21 protein-coding genes and 5 tRNA genes are annotated in these 23,306 nt (G+C 34.0%); 23 read left to right on the forward strand and 3 right to left on the reverse strand.

Annotated elements, in window-relative coordinates:
• The first annotated feature begins 3 nt into the window (after positions 1–3).
• The 21 genes from DKT72_RS00125 (at position 4) to DKT72_RS00225 (ending at position 19,316) form a co-directional block, all read left to right on the forward strand.
• Entirely contained in the window at positions 4–1,683 is a 1,680-nt protein-coding gene (locus DKT72_RS00125; protein ID WP_111306693.1) for an alanine/glycine:cation symporter family protein, read from the forward strand.
• A gap of 17 nt (positions 1,684–1,700) precedes the next feature.
• Entirely contained in the window at positions 1,701–2,564 is an 864-nt protein-coding gene (locus DKT72_RS00130) for a ComEA family DNA-binding protein (RefSeq protein ID WP_111306694.1), read from the forward strand.
• Positions 2,565–2,658: 94 nt separating this feature from the next.
• Positions 2,659–3,825, forward strand: coding sequence for an acyl-CoA dehydrogenase family protein (locus tag DKT72_RS00135; RefSeq protein WP_111306695.1), 1,167 nt, complete (start codon positions 2,659–2,661; stop codon positions 3,823–3,825).
• Between the two features lie 82 nt (positions 3,826–3,907).
• Positions 3,908–4,105: a 30S ribosomal protein S21 gene (gene rpsU, locus DKT72_RS00140; protein ID WP_111306696.1), complete on the forward strand. Its 198-nt coding sequence runs from the start codon at positions 3,908–3,910 to the stop codon at positions 4,103–4,105.
• Positions 4,106–4,223: 118 nt separating this feature from the next.
• Positions 4,224–5,114 (forward strand): tyrosine-type recombinase/integrase, encoded by an 891-nt coding sequence (locus tag DKT72_RS00145; RefSeq protein ID WP_111306697.1) that lies wholly within the window; start codon positions 4,224–4,226, stop codon positions 5,112–5,114.
• A gap of 27 nt (positions 5,115–5,141) precedes the next feature.
• Entirely contained in the window at positions 5,142–5,444 is a 303-nt protein-coding gene (hpf, locus tag DKT72_RS00150; protein ID WP_111306698.1) for a ribosome hibernation-promoting factor, HPF/YfiA family, read from the forward strand.
• 100 nt (positions 5,445–5,544) lie between these two features.
• Positions 5,545–5,618 (forward strand) — tRNA-Thr (locus tag DKT72_RS00155).
• A gap of 33 nt (positions 5,619–5,651) precedes the next feature.
• Positions 5,652–5,733 (forward strand) — tRNA-Tyr (locus DKT72_RS00160).
• 154 nt (positions 5,734–5,887) lie between these two features.
• Positions 5,888–5,960: transfer RNA gene (locus tag DKT72_RS00165), tRNA-Gly, on the forward strand.
• A gap of 70 nt (positions 5,961–6,030) precedes the next feature.
• Positions 6,031–6,102, forward strand: a tRNA-Thr gene (locus DKT72_RS00170).
• Positions 6,103–6,168: 66 nt separating this feature from the next.
• Entirely contained in the window at positions 6,169–7,356 is a 1,188-nt protein-coding gene (gene tuf, locus DKT72_RS00175; protein ID WP_111306699.1) for an elongation factor Tu, read from the forward strand.
• 61 nt (positions 7,357–7,417) lie between these two features.
• A tRNA-Trp gene (locus DKT72_RS00180) sits at positions 7,418–7,490 on the forward strand.
• Positions 7,491–7,619: 129 nt separating this feature from the next.
• A complete protein-coding gene (gene secE / locus DKT72_RS00185) occupies positions 7,620–7,817 on the forward strand; it encodes a preprotein translocase subunit SecE (protein WP_111306700.1) in 198 nt (65 codons plus the stop codon).
• A 10-nt stretch (positions 7,818–7,827) separates the two neighbouring features.
• Positions 7,828–8,382, forward strand: a complete 555-nt coding sequence (gene nusG / locus DKT72_RS00190; RefSeq protein WP_111307031.1) for a transcription termination/antitermination protein NusG — start codon at positions 7,828–7,830, stop codon at positions 8,380–8,382.
• A gap of 75 nt (positions 8,383–8,457) precedes the next feature.
• Positions 8,458–8,895 carry a 50S ribosomal protein L11 gene (rplK, locus tag DKT72_RS00195; protein WP_111306701.1) on the forward strand — a complete coding sequence of 146 codons (438 nt, stop codon included), beginning with the start codon at positions 8,458–8,460 and terminating at the stop codon, positions 8,893–8,895.
• A gap of 20 nt (positions 8,896–8,915) precedes the next feature.
• Positions 8,916–9,605 (forward strand): 50S ribosomal protein L1, encoded by a 690-nt coding sequence (rplA, locus tag DKT72_RS00200; protein ID WP_111306702.1) that lies wholly within the window; start codon positions 8,916–8,918, stop codon positions 9,603–9,605.
• 19 nt (positions 9,606–9,624) lie between these two features.
• Positions 9,625–10,146: a 50S ribosomal protein L10 gene (gene rplJ / locus DKT72_RS00205; protein WP_111306703.1), complete on the forward strand. Its 522-nt coding sequence runs from the start codon at positions 9,625–9,627 to the stop codon at positions 10,144–10,146.
• Positions 10,147–10,212: 66 nt separating this feature from the next.
• The gene (rplL, locus tag DKT72_RS00210; RefSeq protein ID WP_111306704.1) at positions 10,213–10,593 is read left to right on the forward strand and encodes a 50S ribosomal protein L7/L12; all 381 of its coding nucleotides are present in this window, start codon (positions 10,213–10,215) and stop codon (positions 10,591–10,593) included.
• Positions 10,594–10,716: 123 nt separating this feature from the next.
• Complete coding sequence (gene rpoB / locus DKT72_RS00215) at positions 10,717–14,529, forward strand: DNA-directed RNA polymerase subunit beta (RefSeq protein WP_111306705.1); 3,813 nt, start codon at positions 10,717–10,719, stop codon at positions 14,527–14,529.
• A 79-nt stretch (positions 14,530–14,608) separates the two neighbouring features.
• A complete protein-coding gene (gene rpoC, locus DKT72_RS00220; protein ID WP_111306706.1) occupies positions 14,609–18,910 on the forward strand; it encodes a DNA-directed RNA polymerase subunit beta' in 4,302 nt (1,433 codons plus the stop codon).
• A gap of 88 nt (positions 18,911–18,998) precedes the next feature.
• A complete protein-coding gene (locus tag DKT72_RS00225) occupies positions 18,999–19,316 on the forward strand; it encodes a DUF3467 domain-containing protein (RefSeq protein ID WP_111306707.1) in 318 nt (105 codons plus the stop codon).
• A gap of 62 nt (positions 19,317–19,378) precedes the next feature.
• On the opposite strand, the gene DKT72_RS00230 is transcribed toward DKT72_RS00225, so the two are convergent.
• Together DKT72_RS00230 and DKT72_RS00235 are read right to left on the reverse strand one after the other, a co-directional pair.
• Positions 19,379–19,615, reverse strand: coding sequence for a (4Fe-4S)-binding protein (locus DKT72_RS00230; RefSeq protein WP_111306708.1), 237 nt, complete (start codon positions 19,613–19,615; stop codon positions 19,379–19,381).
• 77 nt (positions 19,616–19,692) lie between these two features.
• Complete coding sequence (locus tag DKT72_RS00235) at positions 19,693–21,279, reverse strand: peptide chain release factor 3 (RefSeq protein ID WP_111306709.1); 1,587 nt, start codon at positions 21,277–21,279, stop codon at positions 19,693–19,695.
• Between the two features lie 206 nt (positions 21,280–21,485).
• On the opposite strand from DKT72_RS00235, the gene idi reads away from it, so the two are divergent.
• Together idi and DKT72_RS00245 are read left to right on the forward strand one after the other, a co-directional pair.
• Complete coding sequence (idi, locus tag DKT72_RS00240; RefSeq protein WP_111306710.1) at positions 21,486–22,025, forward strand: isopentenyl-diphosphate Delta-isomerase; 540 nt, start codon at positions 21,486–21,488, stop codon at positions 22,023–22,025.
• Complete coding sequence (locus DKT72_RS00245; RefSeq protein ID WP_111306711.1) at positions 22,009–22,419, forward strand: 6-pyruvoyl trahydropterin synthase family protein; 411 nt, start codon at positions 22,009–22,011, stop codon at positions 22,417–22,419. Before idi ends, DKT72_RS00245 begins: the two co-directional genes overlap by 17 nt.
• Before the next feature lie 90 nt (positions 22,420–22,509).
• Here the strand turns inward: DKT72_RS00245 and DKT72_RS00250 are convergent, their stop codons facing one another.
• Entirely contained in the window at positions 22,510–22,875 is a 366-nt protein-coding gene (locus DKT72_RS00250; protein ID WP_111306712.1) for a hypothetical protein, read from the reverse strand.
• Between the last annotated feature and the right edge of the window lie 431 nt (positions 22,876–23,306).

The raw sequence follows: 23,306 nt of genomic DNA on the forward strand, positions 1-23,306 counted from the left end.
TATATGAGAAAGTACATTCTTTCATTTTCAACTTTATTATTACCATTTTTAACAATCGCACAGGAAACAACCAAAAAAGGACTTGATGAAAAAGTCAATGATGCTTTTATGCCTTTTGCGAATTGGTGGGAAGGTTTAATTTTAACCAAAGTTCCAATTGGAGAATATCAAATCCCATTTGTAGTGCTTCTTTTAGTCTTAGGAGCTTCGTTTTTTACAATTTATTTTAAGTTTCCGAGTATAACCAAATTTTGGACAGCAATAAGTACTGTCAGAGGTAAATATATTGATATAGAAAAACATGGTGTAGATAAACTGTATAATAATGATGAAGCGTTAGCACTGGAAGACATTCCTAATACAATAAGGGATGAAAGCGCGCATGGTGAAGTGTCTCATTTCCAGGCATTAGCTACGGCTGTTTCCGGTACTGTAGGTCTTGGGAATATTGCAGGGGTTGCTGTAGCTATAGGACTAGGTGGGCCTGGAGCTACGTTTTGGATGATTATTTGTGGATTATTAGGAATGTCAACCAAATTTGTAGAATGTACTCTTGGAGTTAAATATAGAGATATAGGGAAGGATGGAACTGTTTATGGAGGGCCTATGTATTATTTATCTAAAGGGATGAAGGAAATAGGTTTTGGTAACCTTGGTAAAGTGTTAGGTATTCTATTTGCTGTGCTTTGTGTGGGTGCTTCGTTTGGTGGAGGTAATGCATTTCAATCCAATCAAGCGGCTGTTCAAATAAGTACATTATTAAATTTAGAAGGAGGCTCCAATGGTGTTGTCATAGGAATTGTATTAGCTATTTTAGTAGGTATCGTTATTATAGGGGGGATTAAGCGTATTGCTAAAATTACCGAAAAAATTGTACCTTTTATGGCAGGACTTTATATTTTGGCTTCATTGGTCATTATCTTTGCTAATATTAGTGACATCGGATTAGCATTCTCGTTAATTATAGATGGTGCCTTTTCACCAATGGCTGGCCTTGGTGGTCTTGTTGGTGTATTAATCGTTGGGTTTCAAAGAGCCGCTTTTTCTAACGAAGCAGGAGCAGGATCAGCAGCCATAGCGCATTCAGCTGTACGTACAAAATATCCAGCATCAGAAGGGGTTGTCGCACTTTTAGAACCCTTTATAGATACAGTAGTTATCTGTACTATGACCGCATTGGTTATTATTTTCTTTAATATCAATGGAACTGATCCGCAATCCATATTTGATTACACCGCACAACATGGAAGTAGTGTGATTTTAAAATCAACATCATTACCAATAAGTGGTGTAGATTTAACGTCTTTGGCATTTGACTCTGTAATTCCTCATTTTTCTTATGTATTAACTGTAGCAATTGTATTATTTGCTTTTTCGACCATGATTTCTTGGTCTTATTACGGATTACAAGCATGGAAATATTTGTTTGGAAAAGGTAAAACGGCCGACTTAGTTTATAAAATACTTTTCTTGTTTTTTGTGGTTATAGGTGCAGCTGCAACTCTAGATGCTGTGATTAAATTTTCTGATGCTATGATACTGGCGTTAGTATTCCCAAATATGGTAGGTTTATTATTCTTATTCCCAAAAGTAAAACAAGAAATGAAGCGTTATCTTAATGCCATTTCTATTAAGAAAGAAGCTATCCAAGATGGGGCTCATGATATCACTAAGCATATGTAATTTTAAAAAAAAAGTATATGAAATCCCATTTTACGTTTTCTAAAAGTCAGCGAAATGGGATTTTTTTATTGATAATACTAATCATAGTTCTTCAATGTGTTTATCTTTTAGCTGAGTTTTTACCAAAAAAAATCATTGTAAATCAAGAGTTATTAGCAAAATATAATAACGAAATCGATTCACTAAAATTAGTAAAGCTTGAAGCCACAAAGCCAATAATTAATCCTTTCAATCCCAATTATATTACCGATTATAAAGGGGCTTCTTTAGGCATGAGTAATGAAGAAATAGATAGATTATTTGCTTTTAGAAAACAAAATAAATGGATTAATTCGGCTAAACAATTTCAAGACGTTACTAAAATTTCAGATTCCCTTTTAAATGAAATCTCACCTTATTTTAAGTTTCCTGATTGGTTGGAAAATTCTGTTTCAAAACCAGTTTCAAATTACAACAATATTCCTAAAACCTTTGCCCAAAAGCAAGATTTGAATACAGCAACTGCGCTACAACTTCAAAAAGTATATGGTGTAGGAGAAGCGTTATCACAACGTATTATAAAATACCGAAGTAAATTCAAAGGTGGTTTTATTTCCGATGGTCAACTTCAAGATGTATATGGTTTAGGACCAGACATTATTGAAAACATTAAAAAAGAGTTCACAGTAAAATCCTCAAGGTCTATTAATAAAATAAATTTAAATCTGGCAACTGTTGATCAACTTGTTACCATTCCTTATGTAGATTATGATTTGGCTCATGATATTATAGAACAAAGAAAGTTAAGGAACGGATTTAAGTCGATGGATGAATTAATAAAAGTTAAGGACTTTCCAATAAATAAATTAGATATAATTAAATTATATTTGTCCCTCGATTAAAAAATTGTAATTGAAATATCTTTAATAAAATTGTAAATAACAATAAATTGATTTTGGATGTTCCATTTTACAGGAAAGAAAATAATTAAGAGACATGAATAGTATGTACTTCACTGAAGAACATCATCTTTTTAGAAAAAGCCTTCAAGATTTTTTAAAAAAAGAAGTAGTTCCACATATAGAAAAATGGGAACAATCTGGTGTTATTGATAAAAATATCTGGAAGAAATTTGGGGATATGGGCTTTTTAGGGATTAACTATCCTGAGGCTTATGGCGGATTAAATTTAGATCTTTTCTATACTATTATTCTTTTAGAGGAACTTCAAAAAATAAATTCAGGAGGTTTTGCCGCAGCTATTTGGGCGCATGTGTATTTGTCAATGACCCACCTAAACGCAGAAGGCAGTGAGGATATAAAACAACACTATTTAGTACCTAGTATTACGGGTGAGAAAGTAGGGTGTTTATGCATTACAGAGCCATTCGGTGGTAGTGATGTCGCTGGTTTAAGAACAACAGCGGTTAGAGAAGGCGATTTTTATATTATTAATGGCTCTAAAACCTTTATTACTAACGGGGTTTATAGCGATTATTTAATTGTAACGGCTAAAACAAATCCAGAATTGGGAAGCAAGGGTATCAGTATTTTTGTAGTGGATAGAGACGTTCCCGGCATATCGGCAACCAAATTAGATAAGTTAGGCTGGCGAGCCTCCGATACAGGTGAGATTGCCTTTGATAATGTAAAGATTCCTGCAAGTAATTTATTAGGTGAAGAAAATAAAGGTTTTGGATACATACTTCAACATTTCGCTTTAGAGCGTTTGGTCATGGGTGTAAACGCCCATGCTCGTGCAGAATTTGCCCTTGAATATACATTAAATTATATGTCCCAAAGAGAAGCCTTTGGGAAGTCTATAGATAAATTTCAAGCATTAAGACATACGATTGCCGATTTGTATACAGATATGGAAATGTGTAAACAGTTCAATTATTCAGTCACTCATAGACTGAATAAAGGCGAATATGTAGTTAAAGAAGCCACCATGTCTAAATTAAAGTGCACCAAAATGGCCGATGAGGTTATTTACCAATGTCTTCAATTTTTAGGCGGCTATGGCTATATGGAAGATTATCCGTTGGCTAGATTGTTTCGGGATAGTCGCTTAGGGCCCATTGGAGGTGGCACCTCAGAAATTCTTAGAGAGATACTAGCCAAAATTATAATTGACAAAAAAGATTATAAGCCAATTTTATAAATTATTGATTATTTATTGCAGATAATCAATTAGTTTTTATATTTGCACTCTGAAATTCTAAAAGAGAGGAGGTTAAGACACTATGTTAATAATACCGATTAAAGAAGGAGAAAACATCGATAGAGCGCTAAAGCGTTTTAAGCGTAAGTTTGACAAAACGGGCATTAAACGTCAGTTACAAAACAGAAAGCAGTTTACAAAGCCTTCAGTAGAACGTAGAGCGCAAATACAAAAAGCACAATACATTCAAGGTTTAAGAGATGCAGAAGATAATATTTAATTAGCTTCTAAATCATATAAAATGAATTCCCGCAACTTGCGGGAATTTTTTTTTGTCTTAAATTTAAGTATATGGACTCTTAAATCTTTGTACTTTTAACTTTGTAACTTTATAAAATATGTCTTTAAAAAAATTTACAGATTATTTATTACTTGAGAAAAAGTATTCTGCCTTGACCGTAAAAGCATATCAAACCGATTTACAAAGTTTTATAGAGTTTCTGAAAAGTGAGTTTGATGAAGCGTCAATTCACAATGTTAACTATTCGCAAATAAGAAGTTGGATTGTTTCGTTGGTAGAAAAAAATGTTTCCAATAGAAGTATCAATAGAAAAGTATCGGCTTTAAACACGTACTTTAAATTTCTTCAAAAAGTTGGGGATATTAAATTAAACCCTCTGATAAAGCACAAGGCATTAAAAACCAGTAAAAAAATTCAAGTACCTTTTTCAGAAGCGGAAATCAATACAGCAATAGATGATTTATATTATGAAGATAGTTTTGAAGGTGTTCGTGATAAATTAATGATTGAATTATTTTATTCAACGGGCATACGAAGAATCGAATTGGTTGAATTAAAGCTAAATAGTATTGATTTTCAAAACAACACGTTAAAAGTATTGGGAAAAAGAAATAAAGAACGATTGGTGCCGTTATTAAATTCAGTCATTCAATCATTGCATTGTTATTTGAAATCAAGACAAGAGTTGAAAACCGTTGTCGATACTGATAACTTATTTTTAACAAAAAGTGGCGTTAAAATATATGAAACACTTGTTTACAGAATAATAAATGATTATTTTAGTAAAGCATCTTCAAAAGTAAAAAAGAGTCCGCATATTTTGCGTCATTCTTTTGCAACACATTTGCTTAACCAAGGTGCGGATTTAAATGCTGTTAAAGAACTTTTGGGACATTCAAGTTTAGCTGCTACACAAGTGTATACTCATAATAGCATAGCTGAGTTGAAGAAAGTGCATATTAACGCACACCCTAGAAGTAAAAAATGAAATATTGTATAACCAAAACACCTAAGTATGAAAGTAAACACGCAATCCGTTAATTTCAACGCTGACAAAAAGTTGATTAATTTTATCCAAAAACGAATGGATAAATTAGATTTGTTTTATGATAAGGTCATACAATCCGATGTTTATTTAAAGTTGGAGAACACCAGTGATAAAGAGAATAAAATTTTTGAAGCACGCGTCAGTGTGCCTGGAGATAGCTTCGTTGTAAAGAAACAATGTAAATCATTTGAAGAAGGCGCAGATATGGCAACTGCTTCGCTTGAAAGACAACTAAAAAAGAGAAAAGAAAAATTAAGATCAAATTTGTGACAAAATTTATCAAAAAATGTTTTGAATAAATAAATAAATCTATACATTTGCAGTCCGTTAGAAATAGCGGGCTTTTTTTGTGCTAAAAAGTTAGAAAAAAGCCGATGTAGCTCAGTTGGCTAGAGCAGCTGATTTGTAATCAGCAGGTCGTGGGTTCGAGCCCCTCCATCGGCTCAGAAGTTCTTTTGTTAGTGAATTAAATGCATTGGGGAGATACTCAAGCGGCCAACGAGGGCAGACTGTAAATCTGCTGACTACGTCTTCGCAGGTTCGAATCCTGCTCTCCCCACAAAAAATTCCTACAAACCTGCTTAGTGGCAGTTAGAGTAGGAATCTTAAATATTGATTGTTCTAATTGTTTAGGTTAGAACAATCAATATTTAATACGTTCTTAAAAAAAATGGATTGAAATTTCTTTTTAATGGAGATTTCATATTATAATTGCGGGAGTAGCTCAGTTGGTAGAGCGTCAGCCTTCCAAGCTGAATGTCGCCGGTTCGAACCCGGTCTCCCGCTCTAAAATTTACGAGTTACGACCTACGATTTGTCAATCGTAAATCTGAAATCGGCAAATCGTAAATGAAACGCCGGTGTAGCTCAGGGGTAGAGCGTTTCCTTGGTAAGGAAGAGGTCACGAGTTCAATTCTCGTCATTGGCTCTAATTTGATTAAAAATAGAATACACTAATATTATTATATAACTAAGATTTAAATTATTTAAAAACATGGCAAAGGCAACTTTCGATCGTTCAAAACCACACTTAAACATTGGTACCATTGGACACGTAGATCACGGTAAAACAACTTTAACTGCTGCTATTACTAAAGTATTAGCTGATGCAGGTTTATCAGAAGCGAAATCATTCGATCAGATTGATAACGCACCAGAAGAAAAAGAAAGAGGTATTACAATTAATACATCACACGTAGAATATGCAACAGCAAATCGTCATTACGCTCACGTTGACTGTCCAGGTCACGCGGATTACGTAAAGAACATGGTTACTGGTGCTGCACAAATGGATGGTGCCATTTTAGTGGTTGCCGCTACAGATGGTCCTATGCCACAAACTCGTGAGCACATCTTATTAGGTCGTCAAGTAGGAATTCCTCGTATGGTTGTATTCATGAATAAAGTGGATATGGTTGATGATGAAGAGTTATTAGAGTTGGTTGAAATGGAAATTAGAGATTTATTATCTTTCTACGAATATGATGGGGATAATGGTCCTGTTATTGCTGGTTCTGCTTTAGGTGCCCTTAATGGTGAAGCTAAATGGGTTGATACCGTAATGAAATTAATGGAAGCTTGTGATTCATGGATTGAAGAGCCAACTCGTGAAATCGACAAACCTTTCTTAATGCCTATCGAAGACGTTTTCTCTATTACTGGTCGTGGTACTGTTGCTACAGGTCGTATTGAAACAGGTATCGCTAAAACTGGAGATCCAGTTGAGATTATTGGTATGGGAGCTGAGAAATTAACGTCTACTATCACAGGTATCGAAATGTTCCGTCAGATATTAGATAGAGGTGAAGCTGGAGATAATGCAGGTATCTTATTAAGAGGTATTGAGAAAACTCAAATCTCTAGAGGTATGGTTATTGTAAAACCAGGTTCTGTAACTCCACACGCTAAATTTAAAGCTGAGGTTTATATCCTTAAAAAAGAAGAAGGTGGACGTCATACTCCGTTCCATAACAACTACCGTCCTCAGTTTTACGTACGTACAACTGACGTGACAGGAAACATTTCATTGCCTTCAGGTGTTGAGATGGTTATGCCAGGAGACAACCTTACTATTACTGTAGAGCTTATCCAAAAAATTGCGATGAACGTAGGTTTACGTTTTGCAATCCGCGAAGGTGGTAGAACAGTAGGAGCTGGTCAAGTTACTGAAATTTTAGACTAATAAAGTTCAATAAATAGATAAGCTAAGGTATTCCGTTTTCGGAATACCTTGACTTATGTTTACGGGTTTAGCTCAGTTGGTAGAGCACTGGTCTCCAAAACCAGGTGTCGTGAGTTCGAGTCTCCCAACCCGTGCTAAAATATAAGATTACTGTTTAAAGTAACTTTTTAAATTAGATTTAAAGTGTGTTAAAATGTGCCTGATTTGATTTTAAAATATTAGAAAAGGAAAATTTTAATCCATATAAAAAAATAAATTATAGAATGGCTGGATTTGTAAATTATATAAAAGAATCATTTGGAGAACTAAAAAACAATGTAACCTGGCCATCATGGGCTGAGGCTCAAAGTTTAACAGTTTTAGTTGCTGTATTTTCAATTATATTTTCACTTGCTATTTGGGGTGTAGATACAATTTTTAGTAAAGTCATAGCATTATATTTTCAATGGATTAATGGATAAAACAAATTTTATGTCTGAAGTAGGTGAAAAAAAATGGTATGTTGTTAGGGCTGTAAGTGGTCAAGAAAACAAGATTAAGACGTATATAGAGAATGAAATTGCTCGATTAGGTCTTCAAGATTATGTTGATCAAGTTTTAGTTCCAACAGAAAAGGTGATTCAGATTCGAAATGGGAAAAAGATAAATAAAGAAAAAGTTTATTTCCCAGGATATATAATGATACAAGCAAACTTAACTGGCGAAATACCTCATATTATTAGATCTGTTACTAATGTGATAGGTTTTTTAGGAGAAACTAAAGGAGGAGATCCTGTGCCGTTAAGACTATCTGAAGTTAACAGAATGTTAGGTAAGGTTGATGAATTGTCTGTTGATGAAAGTGCAAACGTCATGATACCATTCACTAAAGGTGAAACAGTTAAAGTAATTGACGGTCCATTTAATGGATTTGATGGTACCATTGAAAATATAAATGAAGAGAAGCGTAAACTTGAGGTTATGGTGAAAATTTTCGGAAGAAAAACACCGTTGGAATTAAGTTATATGCAAGTTGAAAAAGTATAATAATTGTTACACTATATAAATGATGTACTACTAGGCTTCCAATTTTAGAAGTATATCAAACTTAAATTATTAAAAATGGCAAAAGAATTATTTAAAGTAGTTAAGTTACAAGTTCGGGGAGGTGCTGCGAATCCGTCGCCACCGGTTGGACCCGCTTTAGGAGCTGCTGGAGTTAATATCATGGAGTTCTGTAAGCAGTTTAATGCTAGAACCCAAGATAAGCCTGGTAAAGTATTACCAGTTGCTATCTCTGTTTACAAAGACAAATCATTTGATTTTGTAATCAAAACTCCTCCTGCAGCGGTACAATTATTAGAAGCGGCCAAATTAAAAAAGGGTTCAGGAGAACCAAACCGAAAAAAAGTAGCTAAAGTTTCGTGGGATCAAATCAAAGCAATAGCAGAAGATAAAATGGTAGATTTAAATGCATTTACTTTAGTCTCAGCTATGAAAATGGTTGCTGGTACAGCAAGGTCTATGGGAATAACCGTGACCGGAAACGCTCCTTATTAATCTATAAAAGACATTAAGAAATGGCAAGATTAACAAAAAAGCAAAAAGAGGCTTTAGCAAAAATAGAAAAAGGGAGAGTTTACTCTCTTGATGAAGCTTCTGTATTAGTAAAAGAAATTACTAGTACTAAGTTTGACGCATCAGTAGACATTGCTGTTCGTTTGGGTGTAGATCCAAGAAAAGCAAACCAAATGGTTAGAGGTGTTGTATCTCTTCCTCATGGTACTGGTAAAGATATGAAAGTATTAGCATTAGTAACTCCAGATAAAGAAGCAGAAGCTAAAGAAGCTGGTGCTGATTATGTTGGACTAGACGAATATCTAGATAAAATCAAGAATGGTTGGACAGATGTAGATGTTATTGTAACAATGCCTAGTGTTATGGGTAAATTAGGTCCATTAGGACGTGTATTAGGCCCTCGTGGTTTAATGCCAAATCCAAAAACAGGCACAGTAACCATGGAAATTGGTAAAGCTGTAGCAGAGGTTAAAGCTGGTAAAATTGACTTTAAAGTTGATAAAACAGGTATTGTGCACGCTGCTATTGGTAAAGCATCTTTTTCAGCTGATAAAATTGCAGGAAATGCAACTGAATTAATTCAAACATTATTAAAACTAAAGCCAACCGCTGCTAAAGGTACTTATGTGAAAAGTATTCATATATCTAGTACTATGAGCCCTAGCGTAGCTGTTGATCCTAAAGTTGGTTAATTAGTTAAAAACTTTTATTATGACAAGAGAAGAAAAATCACAAGTAATTCAAGATTTAACTGCAGAGCTAGCTAACAATGCTAATATTTATATAGCAGATATTTCAGGATTAAATGCAGGAACGACTTCAGAATTACGTCGTGCTTGTTTTAAAGCGAACATAAAATTAGCTGTAGTTAAAAACACATTACTTGCAAAAGCAATGGAAGCTTCAGATAGAGAATTCGGAGATTTACCTACAATTTTAAAAGGTAATACTTCTGTAATGTATTCTGAATCTGGTAATGGCCCAGCTAAGTTAATTAAAACCTTCCGTAAAAAATCAGACAAACCTTTATTAAAAGGAGCGTTTATTGAGGAATCAGTTTATATTGGAGATGACCAATTAGATATGTTAGTAGATATCAAGTCTAAAGAAGAGTTGATAGGTGAGATTATAGGATTACTACAATCTCCTGCTAAAAATGTTGTTTCTGCACTTAAATCAAGTGGTGGAAAACTAGCTGGTATTCTAAAAACACTATCTGAAAAAGAAGGATAGTATCACATAGTACGCACTATATTACAATTATATTAAAATTAAAAATTTATTAAAAACGATAGAAAAATGGCAGATTTAAAAGATTTCGCAGAAAAATTAGTTAACTTAACAGTAAAAGAAGTAAACGAGTTAGCTACTATATTAAAAGATGAGTATGGCATCGAGCCTGCTGCTGCTGCTGTTGCAGTTGCTGCTGGTCCTGCTGCAGGTGGTGGAGATGATGCTGCTGAAGCTCAAACTGAATTTAACGTTATCCTTAAAGCAGCTGGTGCTTCTAAATTAGCAGTTGTTAAATTAGTTAAAGAATTAACTGGTTTAGGATTAAAAGAAGCTAAAGAATTAGTAGATAATGCACCAAGCCCAATTAAAGAGGGTGTTACTAAAGATGAAGCTGAAGGCTTAAAAGCATCTTTAGAAGAAGCTGGAGCAGAGGTTGAGCTTAAATAAGCTTAACAACTAAACAATACCAAGGTTTAGGTCTGAAGTAAGTGCTTCCAGACCTAAACCATTTTGCGTATATAATCATAAGATACGCCAATTATTATTTTTTAATCATAATTCCGTCCATTGATGTTATCAACACAAGCTGAAAGATTAAATTTCTCGTCTATTGTCAATAGAACAGAATACCCAGATTTCTTGGATATTCAGATAAAATCCTTCCAGGATTTTTTCCAATTAGAAACTAAATCTGAAGAAAGAGGTGATGAAGGTTTATATAATACCTTCATGGAAAACTTCCCTATTACCGATTCACGTAATCAATTCGTTTTAGAATTTTTAGATTACTTTGTAGACCCGCCAAGATATGCCATAGATGAGTGTATAGAAAGAGGTCTTACTTATAGCGTTCCATTAAAGGCAAGGTTAAAGTTGTATTGTACAGACCCTGAACATGAGGATTTCGAGACCATTGTTCAAGATGTGTATTTAGGAACGATACCTTACATGACGCCAAGTGGTACATTTGTTATCAATGGTGCAGAACGTGTAGTAGTATCTCAATTACACCGTTCACCAGGTGTGTTTTTTGGCCAATCTTTCCATGCAAATGGAACTAAGCTTTACTCTGCAAGGGTCATTCCATTTAAAGGTTCTTGGATCGAGTTTGCTACAGATATCAACCAAGTAATGTATGCTTATATTGACAGAAAGAAAAAACTTCCTGTTACTACATTATTTAGAGCTATAGGGTTTGAACGTGATAAAGACATTCTTGAAATTTTTGATCTAGCTGAAGAAATTAAAGTTTCTAAATCTGGGTTAAAGAAATATCAAGGAAGAAAACTTGCTGCGCGTGTTCTTAATACATGGCATGAGGATTTTGTGGATGAAGATACTGGTGAGGTAGTTTCTATTGAGCGTAATGAAATTGTGCTTGATCGTGATACCATTTTAGATAAAGATAATATTGAGGAAATTATTGACGCTGATGTAAAAACAATTCTTTTACATAAAGAAAGTGCTCAACAAGGTGATTATGCTATTATCCATAACACACTTCAAAAAGATCCAACAAACTCTGAAAAAGAGGCTGTTGAACATATATACAGACAGCTACGTAATGCAGAACCGCCCGATGAGGAAACTGCTCGTGGTATTATAGATAAATTATTCTTTAGTGACCAACGTTACTCTTTAGGTGAAGTAGGTCGTTATAGAATGAACAAAAAATTGAATCTTGATATTGGAATGGACAAACAAGTTTTGACCAAAGAAGATATCATTACTATCATAAAATATTTAATTGAACTTATCAACTCTAAAGCTGAGATTGATGATATTGACCATTTATCTAACCGTCGTGTACGTACAGTAGGTGAGCAATTGTCACAACAATTTGGTGTTGGTTTAGCGCGTATGGCTCGTACCATTCGTGAGCGTATGAACGTTCGTGATAACGAGGTATTTACGCCTATAGATTTGATTAATGCTAAGACCTTGTCTTCGGTTATTAATTCTTTCTTTGGAACCAATCAGTTATCTCAATTCATGGATCAAACCAATCCATTGGCTGAGATTACACATAAACGTCGTTTATCAGCACTAGGGCCAGGAGGTTTATCAAGAGAGAGAGCAGGTTTTGAGGTTCGTGACGTCCACTATACCCATTATGGTCGTTTATGTCCAATTGAAACCCCAGAGGGACCAAACATTGGTTTGATTTCTTCACTTTCGGTATTTGCTAAAGTGAATTCTATGGGATTCATTGAAACGCCTTATCGTCCTGTAACTGAAGGTGTCGTTGATATTAAAAATGAGCCAATTTATTTAAGTGCAGAAGAAGAAGAAGGTAAATTAATAGCTCAAGCTACTGTAAAAGTTGATGAAAAAGGGACTATTTTACATGATAAAGTAATTGCAAGAATGGAAGGTGATTTCCCAGTAATTGATCCTTCTAGTCTTCATTTTACAGATGTGGCACCAAACCAAATTTCATCTATTTCGGCTTCTTTAATTCCGTTCTTAGAGCATGATGATGCGAACCGTGCCTTGATGGGATCTAACATGATGCGTCAAGCCGTACCATTATTATTACCTCAAGCGCCTATTGTTGGAACTGGTTTGGAAAGACAGGTAGCTTCAGATTCTCGCGTATTAATTAATGCGGAAGGAAGTGGAGAAGTACTTTATGTGGATGCAAATGAAATAAAAATAAAATACGATCGTACTGAAGATGAAGCTGCGGTAAGTTTTGATAGCGATGTTAAAGTATATCCGTTAGTAAAATTCAGAAAAACCAATCAAGGTACAAGTATCAACTTAAAACCAATTGTGGTTAAAGGAGATAAAGTAACTAAAGGTCAAGTTCTTTGTGAAGGCTATGCAACCCAAAAAGGAGAATTAGCTTTAGGAAGAAACATGAAAGTGGCCTTCATGCCTTGGAAAGGTTATAACTTTGAGGATGCGATTGTGATTTCTGAAAAAGTGGTTCGTGAGGATATTTTCACATCTATTCACGTTGATGAATATTCTTTAGAAGTTAGAGATACTAAATTAGGTAATGAAGAATTAACTAATGACATTCCAAACGTTTCTGAAGAAGCTACTAAAGATTTAGATGAAAATGGAATGATCCGCATTGGTGCAGAAGTAAAACCTGGCGACATTCTTATTGGTAAAATTACTCCAAAAGGGGAAAGTGATCCTACTCCAGAAGAGAAATTATTACGTGCCATCTTTGGTGATAAAGCAGGTGATGTTAAAGATGCGTCTTTAAAAGCATCTCCATCTTTAAATGGTGTTGTCATTGATAAGAAATTATTTTCTCGTGCTGTAAAAGACAAACGTAAGAGAGTACAAGATAAAGATGATATTACACATCTAGAAGCTATTTATGATGCTAAATTTGAAGACTTAAAAGCCATTTTAATCGACAAATTATTCAACATCGTTAATGGAAAAACATCTCAGGGAATCTTTAATGATTTAGGTGAAGAAGTGTTGCCAAAAGGTAAAAAATTCACTCAAAAAATGTTAAATGCTGTTGATGATTATGCACATTTAGTGTCTGGAAAATGGACTACTGATGATCATACCAATAAATTGGTGGCTGACTTAATCCACAACTATAAGATTAAAGAAAACGACTTACAAGGGTCTTTAAGACGTGAGAAGTTTACTATTTCTGTAGGGGATGAGTTGCCAGCGGGTATCATAAAATTGGCTAAAGTTTATATAGCTAAAAAGCGTAAACTAAAAGTAGGTGATAAAATGGCAGGTCGTCACGGTAATAAAGGTATTGTGGCTCGTATTGTAAGAGCAGAAGATATGCCTTTCTTAGAAGATGGAACACCTGTTGATATTGTGTTGAATCCACTTGGTGTACCTTCCCGTATGAACATTGGTCAGATTTACGAAACGGTTCTTGGATGGGCTGGACAAAAACTAGGACGCACTTATGCAACCCCAATTTTTGACGGAGCAACCATTGACCAAATTAATGAGTTAACTGATGAAGCTGGAATTCCTAGATATGGTCATACATATTTATATGATGGTGGAACAGGTGAACGTTTCGATCAACCAGCAACTGTTGGGGTTATCTATATGTTAAAGCTAGGACATATGGTTGACGATAAAATGCACGCACGTTCTATAGGACCATACTCGTTAATTACTCAGCAACCTCTTGGTGGTAAAGCACAATTTGGTGGTCAACGTTTTGGTGAGATGGAGGTTTGGGCTTTAGAAGCTTATGGAGCTTCTGCTACATTACGCGAGATTTTAACTGTAAAATCTGATGACGTTATTGGAAGAGCAAAAACCTATGAAGCTATCGTTAAAGGAGAGCCAATGCCAGAGCCTGGGTTACCAGAATCATTTAATGTATTAATGCACGAACTTAAAGGTTTAGGCTTAGACATTAGATTAGAAGAATAATGAATTTTTCGCTCTAGTGTAAAGCTAGAGCGAAAAAATCTATATAAAGTTTACAAATAATTCGATATCACCATATATCATGGCAAGAAAACAAGATAAGAATACAGTAAAAAGATTTAACAAAATCACTATTGGTTTAGCATCGCCAGAGTCTATTTTAGCAGAGTCTAGAGGCGAGGTTTTAAAACCAGAAACTATTAATTATCGTACCCATAAACCAGAAAGAGATGGTTTATTCTGTGAGCGTATTTTTGGTCCAGTTAAGGATTATGAATGTGCTTGTGGTAAATATAAAAGAATTCGCTACAAAGGCATCGTTTGCGACCGTTGTGGTGTAGAGGTAACTGAAAAGAAAGTACGTCGTGATAGAGTAGGACACATCAATTTAGTGGTGCCAATTGCTCATATCTGGTATTTCCGTTCATTACCAAATAAGATAGGATATCTTTTAGGCTTACCGTCTAAAAAATTAGATATGATTATCTATTATGAACGTTACGTAGTTATTCAACCAGGTAATGCTAAGAATGAAGATGGAGAGCCATTACAAACCATGGACTTCTTAACTGAAGAAGAATATTTAAACATTCTTGAATCACTTCCACAAGACAATCAATATTTAGACGATCATGATCCTAATAAGTTTCTTGCTAAAATGGGAGCTGAATGTTTGATTGAATTGTTATCTAGAATAGATTTAGAAGCATTGTCTTATGAATTACGTCATAAAGCAAACACAGAAACATCTAAACAACGTAAAACAGAGAGTTTAAAACGTTTACAAGTTGTTGAATCACTTCGTGAATCTAATCAAAATAGGGAAAATCGTCCTGAGTGGATGATTATGAAGGTGATTCCAATTATCCCACCAGAATTACGTCCGTTAGTGCCGTTAGATGGTGGTCGTTTTGCTACATCAGATTTAAATGATTTATACCGTCGTGTAATTATTAGAAATAACCGTCTTAAAAGATTGGTGGAAATCAAAGCTCCTGAAGTTATTTTACGTAATGAAAAACGTATGCTTCAAGAGTCAGTTGATTCATTATTTGATAATACACGTAAATCTTCGGCCGTAAAAACTGATTCTAACAGACCGTTAAAATCATTATCAGATTCATTAAAAGGTAAACAAGGACGTTTCCGTCAGAACCTTTTAGGAAAACGTGTTGATTATTCTGCACGTTCTGTGATTGTTGTTGGACCCGAATTAAAATTACACGAATGTGGATTGCCAAAAAACATGGCAGCAGAACTTTACAAACCTTTCGTAATTAGAAAATTAATTGAAAGAGGGATTGTAAAAACTGTAAAATCTGCTAAGAAAATTATAGATAAAAGAGAACCTGTAGTTTGGGATATTTTAGAAAATGTTTTAAAAGGACATCCAGTACTTTTAAATCGTGCTCCTACGTTACACAGACTAGGTATTCAAGCATTTCAACCAAAATTAATTGAAGGGAAAGCGATTCAGTTGCACCCTTTAGTTTGTACAGCGTTTAACGCGGATTTCGATGGTGACCAAATGGCGGTACATTTACCATTAGGACCAGAAGCTATTTTAGAGTGTCAGTTATTAATGTTGGCATCCCATAATATCTTAAATCCAGCAAACGGTTCGCCAGTAACAGTACCTTCTCAAGACATGGTTCTTGGTTTATATTATATGACCAAAGAACGTAAATCTACACCGGATGCGCCAGTTAAAGGTGAAGGGTTAACATTCTATGCGCCAGAAGAGGTTGAGATTGCTTTTAATGAGAAGAAAGTAGATTTAAATGCTTCTATCAAAGTAAGGACTTTAGATATTAATGCAGATGGTAAGTTAGCACCAACCATTATCAATACAACAGTTGGTCGTGTATTATTTAACCAAAAAGTGCCACAAGCAGCAGGTTATATAAATGAAGTACTTACTAAAAAGTCTTTAAGGGATATTATTGGAAACATTCTTAAGTTCACATCTGTTCCTGAAACAGCTGATTTCCTTGATGAAATTAGAACTTTAGGATTTAAGTTTGCATTCCAAGGTGGTTTATCATTTAGTTTAGGTGATATTATTATTCCACCAGAAAAACAAGGAATGATTGATAAGGCTAATGGTTTAGTTGATGGCATTATGGCTAACTATAACATGGGTCTTATTACAAATAACGAACGTTATAACCAAGTTATTGATATTTGGACTTCTACAAATGCTGAATTGACAGAGTTGTCAATGAAACGTATTCGTGAAGATCAACAAGGATTCAACTCGGTATATATGATGCTTGATTCTGGAGCTCGTGGATCTAAAGAACAGATTCGTCAGCTTACAGGTATGCGTGGTTTGATGGCTAAACCAAAAAAATCGAATGCAGGTGGTGGAGAGATTATCGAAAATCCAATTCTTTCTAACTTTAAAGAAGGTCTTTCCATTTTAGAGTATTTCATCTCTACTCACGGTGCTCGTAAAGGTCTTGCCGATACTGCATTAAAAACAGCCGATGCGGGTTATTTAACACGTCGTTTGGTTGACGTTTCACAAGATGTTATTATTAATACTGAAGATTGTGGAACATTGAGAGGTGTTGAAGTGGAAGCATTAAAGAAAAATGACGAGGTTGTTGAAACTCTTGAAGAAAGAATTGTAGGTCGTGTATCTTTAAATGATGTTTACAATCCATTAACTGAAGAGTTGTTAGTAGCTTCTGGTCAATTAATCGAAGATCATATTGCTAAAGCTATTGAAGAATCTCCAATTGATAGTGTAGAAGTACGTTCTGCATTAAGTTGTGAGGCATTAAAAGGAATTTGTGCTAAATGTTACGGACGTAACTTAGCAACCGGAAAAATGGTTCAACGTGGTGAAGCAGTAGGAGTTGTAGCAGCGCAATCTATTGGAGAGCCAGGTACACAGTTAACACTTCGTACGTTCCACGTAGGAGGTATTGCTGGAAACATTTCTGAAGAAAATAAACTGGCTGTTAAATTCAATGGTATTGCTGAAATTGAAGATTTAAAAACAGTTAAAGGTAAAGATAGTGAAGGAAATGATATTGATATCGTTATTTCCCGTACATCTGAAATCAAATTGATAGATAAGAAAACAGGCATCACATTAAGTACTAATAATATTCCTTACGGTTCAACCATTTATGTTAAAAATGGTCAAGAATTAACCAAAGGTGATGTGGTTTGTACTTGGGACCCTTACAATGGTGTCATTATTTCTGAGTTTGCTGGAAAAATCAGATATGAGAATATTGAACAAGGTATGACTTACCAAGTCGAGATTGATGAGCAAACTGGTTTCCAAGAAAAAGTAATTTCTGAGTCTAGAAACAAACGATTAATCCCAACACTTCATATTGAAGATGCAAAAGGAGAAATCATTCGTTCTTATAACTTACCAGTAGGTGCTCATTTAATGATTGATAATGGCGAGAAGATTATTGTTGGAAAAATATTAGTTAAAATACCAAGAAAATCATCTAAATCTGGAGATATTACAGGAGGTTTACCACGTGTAACCGAGTTATTCGAAGCTCGTAACCCTTCAAATCCAGCGGTAGTAAGTGAAATTGATGGTGTTATATCTTTTGGAAAAATAAAAAGAGGTAACCGTGAGATTATCGTTGAATCTAAATTAGGAGAAGTTAAAAAGTACTTAGTAAAATTATCTAATCAAATTCTTGTACAAGAAAACGATTATGTAAAAGCTGGTATGGCTTTATCTGATGGTTCAATCACTCCTAATGATATTTTAGATATTAAAGGACCATCTGCGGTTCAACAATATTTAGTGAACGAAGTACAAGAAGTATATCGTTTACAAGGGGTGAAAATTAACGATAAACACTTTGAAGTTGTTGTAAGACAGATGATGCGTAAGGTTAGAATCATTGATTCTGGGGATACTATTTTCTTAGAAGATCAATTGGCTCATAAAGATGACTTCATTTTAGAAAATGATGAAATTTTCGGAATGAAAATAGTTGAAAATGCTGGAGATTCAGTGAACCTTAAACCAGGTCAAATGGTAACTCCAAGACAACTAAGAGATGAGAATTCTCTTTTACGTAGAGAAGACAAACAACTTGTTGAGGCTAGAGATGCTAGACCAGCTACTGCTACGCCAATATTACAAGGTATTACTAGAGCATCGCTTCAAACAAAATCGTTTATTTCAGCGGCATCTTTCCAAGAAACAACCAAAGTTCTTAACGAAGCGGCAGTTGCAGGTAAGATAGATGACTTAGAAGGACTAAAAGAAAATGTTATTGTAGGACACAGAATTCCAGCAGGAACTGGTATGCGTCGTTATACTGATATTATAGTAGGTTCTAAAGAGGAGTTTGACGAAATGATGCAAGTAAAAAAAGAATTAAATTATAATTAATTGTCATTCCTGCGGAGGTAGGAATCTTTAAAACTAAAGCCTTCATGTAAATTAACTTGAAGGCTTTTATATTTAAAATTAAATCATTATGTCAAACGAAAAAGATAAGCCCAAACAAGGGCAAATTAATATTGAGTTGGACGAAAATGTCGCCGAAGGAATCTATTCCAATTTGGCAATTATCAATCACTCAGTATCTGAATTTGTTGTTGACTTTGTTAGCATCATGCCAGGTGTTCCTAAAAGTAAAGTAAAGTCTAGAATAATATTAACTCCACAACATGCTAAACGGTTATTGAAAGCTTTAGCCGATAATGTAGCACGATTTGAAAGTAATCATGGTGAAATTAAAGATTATGAGCAACCGCCCATTCCTTTAAATTTTGGTCCAACTGGACAAGCATAAATTAAAAAGCCCTTTGAAATTATTTCAAAGGGCTTTTTGGTTAAATAGAAGTATCGTTAAATTTAGCTAGCTTTTTTAATGTCGTTTATCTTAAATTTTAAAGCTCCTGAGGGACACCTTTTAATTTGATTGATGATTTTTTCTGTTTCAGCATTCTCTAAATTAATCCAAGGAATGATTGAGAAACTAAAAACATCTGATAATTCTTTGGCACATTTTCCTGATTGAACACAGATATTGGGTTCAAATGTTACAGTAATATCTTTATTACTGAATTCGTTGTCATCAGTATTTTTCATGGTAGTTCAATTTGGGGTTAAACTTTAATCAAAAGTCTTTAATATGGTATTGTAATAGAAATAAAATCGTCGTTTCGTTAAAATTCTGAGGTAAAGTGGAATTTTATACTTGGATATTTTTGCTGAGTCATTTCTAAAGAAAAAGGAGAGTCTGCTAAAAATACTAATTGGTTTTGTTTGTCTTTTGCTAAAAACCGTTGTTTTACCCTTATGAATTCTTTGTACTCTTCCGTTTTGGAGTTTTTTGGGTCTACCCAACATGCTTTATAAACGTTTAAGTTTTCGTAAGTACATTTCGCTCCATACTCATGCTCTAATCTATATTGAATAACTTCATATTGTAATGCACCAACAGTTCCAATAACTTTTCGGCCATTGAGTTCTAATGTAAATAATTGAGCCACACCTTCATCCATTAATTGGTCGATTCCTTTAAAAAGCTGTTTGGACTTTAATGGGTCGGCATTATTTATATATCTAAAATGCTCCGGAGAGAAACTGGGAACCCCTTTATAATTAATAACTTCACCTTCTGTTAAAGTATCACCAATTTTAAAATTTCCGGTATCGTGTAAACCAACAATATCTCCTGCATAAGAGATATCTACAATCTCTTTTTTTTCAGCGAAAAAGGCATTCGGACTAGAGAATTTTAGCTTTTTTCCATGTCTAACATGTAGATAAGGCTTGTTTCTTTCGAAAGTACCAGAAACAATTTTTACAAACGCAAGCCTATCCCTGTGGTTTGGATCCATATTGGCATGAATCTTAAACACAAACCCAGTAAACTTATCTTCATCGGGTTTCACTAAACGTTCTTCACTTTGTTTAGGCCTCGGTTTTGGTGCAATTTCAATAAAACAATCCAGTAACTCTCTGACCCCAAAATTGTTTAGGGCAGACCCAAAGAATACGGGTTGTAATTGTCCGTTTAAGTATGCTTCTTTATCAAATGGTGGATAAATGCCTTCCACTAATTCTATTTCTTCACGAAGTGTGTTTGCTGCTTTTTCACCAATTAACTTGGTTAATTCTGGGGCATTTAAATCGGAAATTTCAATAGTTTCTTCAATATTTTTTCTACTGTCACCACTAAAAAGATTGATGTTCTTTTCCCAAATATTGTAAATGCCTTTAAAATCATATCCCATCCCAATTGGGAAACTTAATGGCGTGACGCTTAATCCTAATTTTTGTTCCACTTCATCCAGCAAATCGAAAGCGTCTTTTCCCTCTCTATCCATTTTATTGATAAAAACAATCATAGGAATATTGCGCATACGACAAACTTCGACTAATTTTTCAGTTTGTTCTTCAACACCTTTTGCCACATCAATAACTACAATAACACTGTCTACAGCGGTCAAGGTTCTAAAGGTGTCTTCAGCAAAATCTTTATGTCCAGGGGTATCTAGAATATTTATTTTAATACCATTATATTCAAAAGCCAAAACAGATGTTGCTACCGAAATACCACGTTGACGCTCAATTTCCATAAAGTCACTGGTCGCTCCTTTTTTTATTTTGTTACTTTTTACGGCTCCAGCTTCTTGAATAGCGCCACCAAAAAGAAGTAATTTTTCTGTTAAAGTTGTTTTACCAGCATCTGGATGGGAAATGATGCCAAAGGTTCGTCTGCGTTGTATTTCTTTTAAAAAACTCATAATGTTAAATGCAAATGGGTCGCAAAGATACTTTATAATTATGATTTAGGAATTTGGATTTTAGAAATTCTTGTTAAGATTGATAGTATTAATATTTTACTTGGTATTTTTGTGAAACTATGAAATGAGCATAGTCCAATATGTTGTCTTTAATTAAAACATTCTATGCGAATTGCATCTGAATAAAAAAAAGTAAAATTGCACAGATGAAAGAAGAACAAGTTATCCTTGTAAACGAAAAGGACGAACAAATTGGTTTAATGCCAAAAATGGAAGCGCATGAAAAGGCTTTATTGCATAGAGCTTTTTCTGTATTTATTTTTAATGATAAAAATGAATTAATGCTTCAACAGCGAGCCTTAACTAAATATCATTCTCCTGGGCTTTGGACCAATACGTGTTGTAGTCATCAACGGGAAGGGGAGAGCAATATTCAAGCTGGTAAAAGACGTTTATTTGAAGAAATGGGATTTATGGTCGATTTACAAGAATCTATCTCGTTTATTTATAAAGCCCCCTTTGATAATGGGCTAACGGAACATGAATTCGACCATATTTTGATTGGTACTTATAATGATGAACCCATTATTAATTTAGAGGAAGTAGCCAGTTGGAAATGGATGACTCTTGAAACTGTGAAAAATGATATGCTAAAAAAACCAGAGCTTTATACCGAATGGTTTAAAATTATATTTGATAAATTCTACGGACACATAAATATCTCTGAAAATGAAAGTAACGGTTAGTAGAAAAGCGCATTTTAATGCAGCTCATAGATTATATAGAAAAGATTGGACTGACGAAAAAAACAGTTTGATTTTTGGTAAATGTAGTAACCCGAATTTTCATGGTCATAATTATGAATTAATTGTTAACGTTACTGGCGATATTGATAAAGAAACCGGTTATGTGATTGATATTCAGTTTTTAAAGGATATTATAAAATCTGAAGTTGAAGATGCTTTCGACCATAAAAACTTAAATGTGGAAGTAGCAGAATTTAAAGAATTAAATCCGACAGCAGAATATATAGCTGTTGTTATTTACAACAAAATAAAACCAAAATTAAAACCAAATCTAGATTTGGAAATTACCCTTTACGAAACCCCTCGTAATTTTGTAAGTTATTCTGGAGAGTGAAAAATATATAAGCGTACTCCCTGTCGATTTATAGAGTGATGTCTTTCTAAATAAAAAATTCCCAAGCAATGCACTTGGGAATTTTATTTATCAAGCTGTTCTTTTCATATCAAAATTTCTAATTTCTCTGGGGAAGTCAAAAAATGCACTGGAAATACGTTCTTGATGATTTGTTGAGGCTTTCGTTTTAGTAACAATAATGTTTACCCAAAAACTTCTTTCATTTTGTTTTACTAATTGAGCCTGAATAGTTAACGTATCGTTTACAACGGCATTTTTATACATTTTAAATTTGAAATTTTCAATATCAGGGATTTCTTGTAAATAAAATTCTTTAATGGGATAACTGGCAGCAGCTTTTATTTTATCGTAAAGTACATGTGGTAATAAAAAGCCATTTGCATTACTTATATCTTTAGTTATTGTAAATGAGGTGTTTATATGATGTGTTTTCATGGTTTTAATTTTTTAAGGGTATAACAATAAGGGAGACAAATGGTGCGTATCAAATACACGGGACATGACTTTGTTACAGGTATTTACATTAATTATAAACTGAAGATTTTGTGTGATAGACTTAAATGTTTTCATGGTTTTTAAAATTTAAATTGGTTTAAAATAAAAAAGGTGCTTTTTTAAAGCACCTTGATTTGTTATATATAATTATGTTATTAACGTTTATTCAAGATGCATATAATTGGACTTCGTTTTAAGACATACAAATAAGGCCGACATATTCTGTTGGAACATACGGTCGCTAATTTGGTTATATGACATCTTTTTTGAATTCATTTCAAACAAATATAAAATATTTTTTTTCGAAAACAATAATCTTTTTCGAGAATTTTGAATAGATTAATGTAATTTTGCATCAAATAAATAAAATA

The sequence above is a fragment of the Confluentibacter sediminis genome, from assembly GCF_003258355.1.
In the GTDB taxonomy this organism is placed as follows: domain Bacteria; phylum Bacteroidota; class Bacteroidia; order Flavobacteriales; family Flavobacteriaceae; genus Confluentibacter; species Confluentibacter sediminis.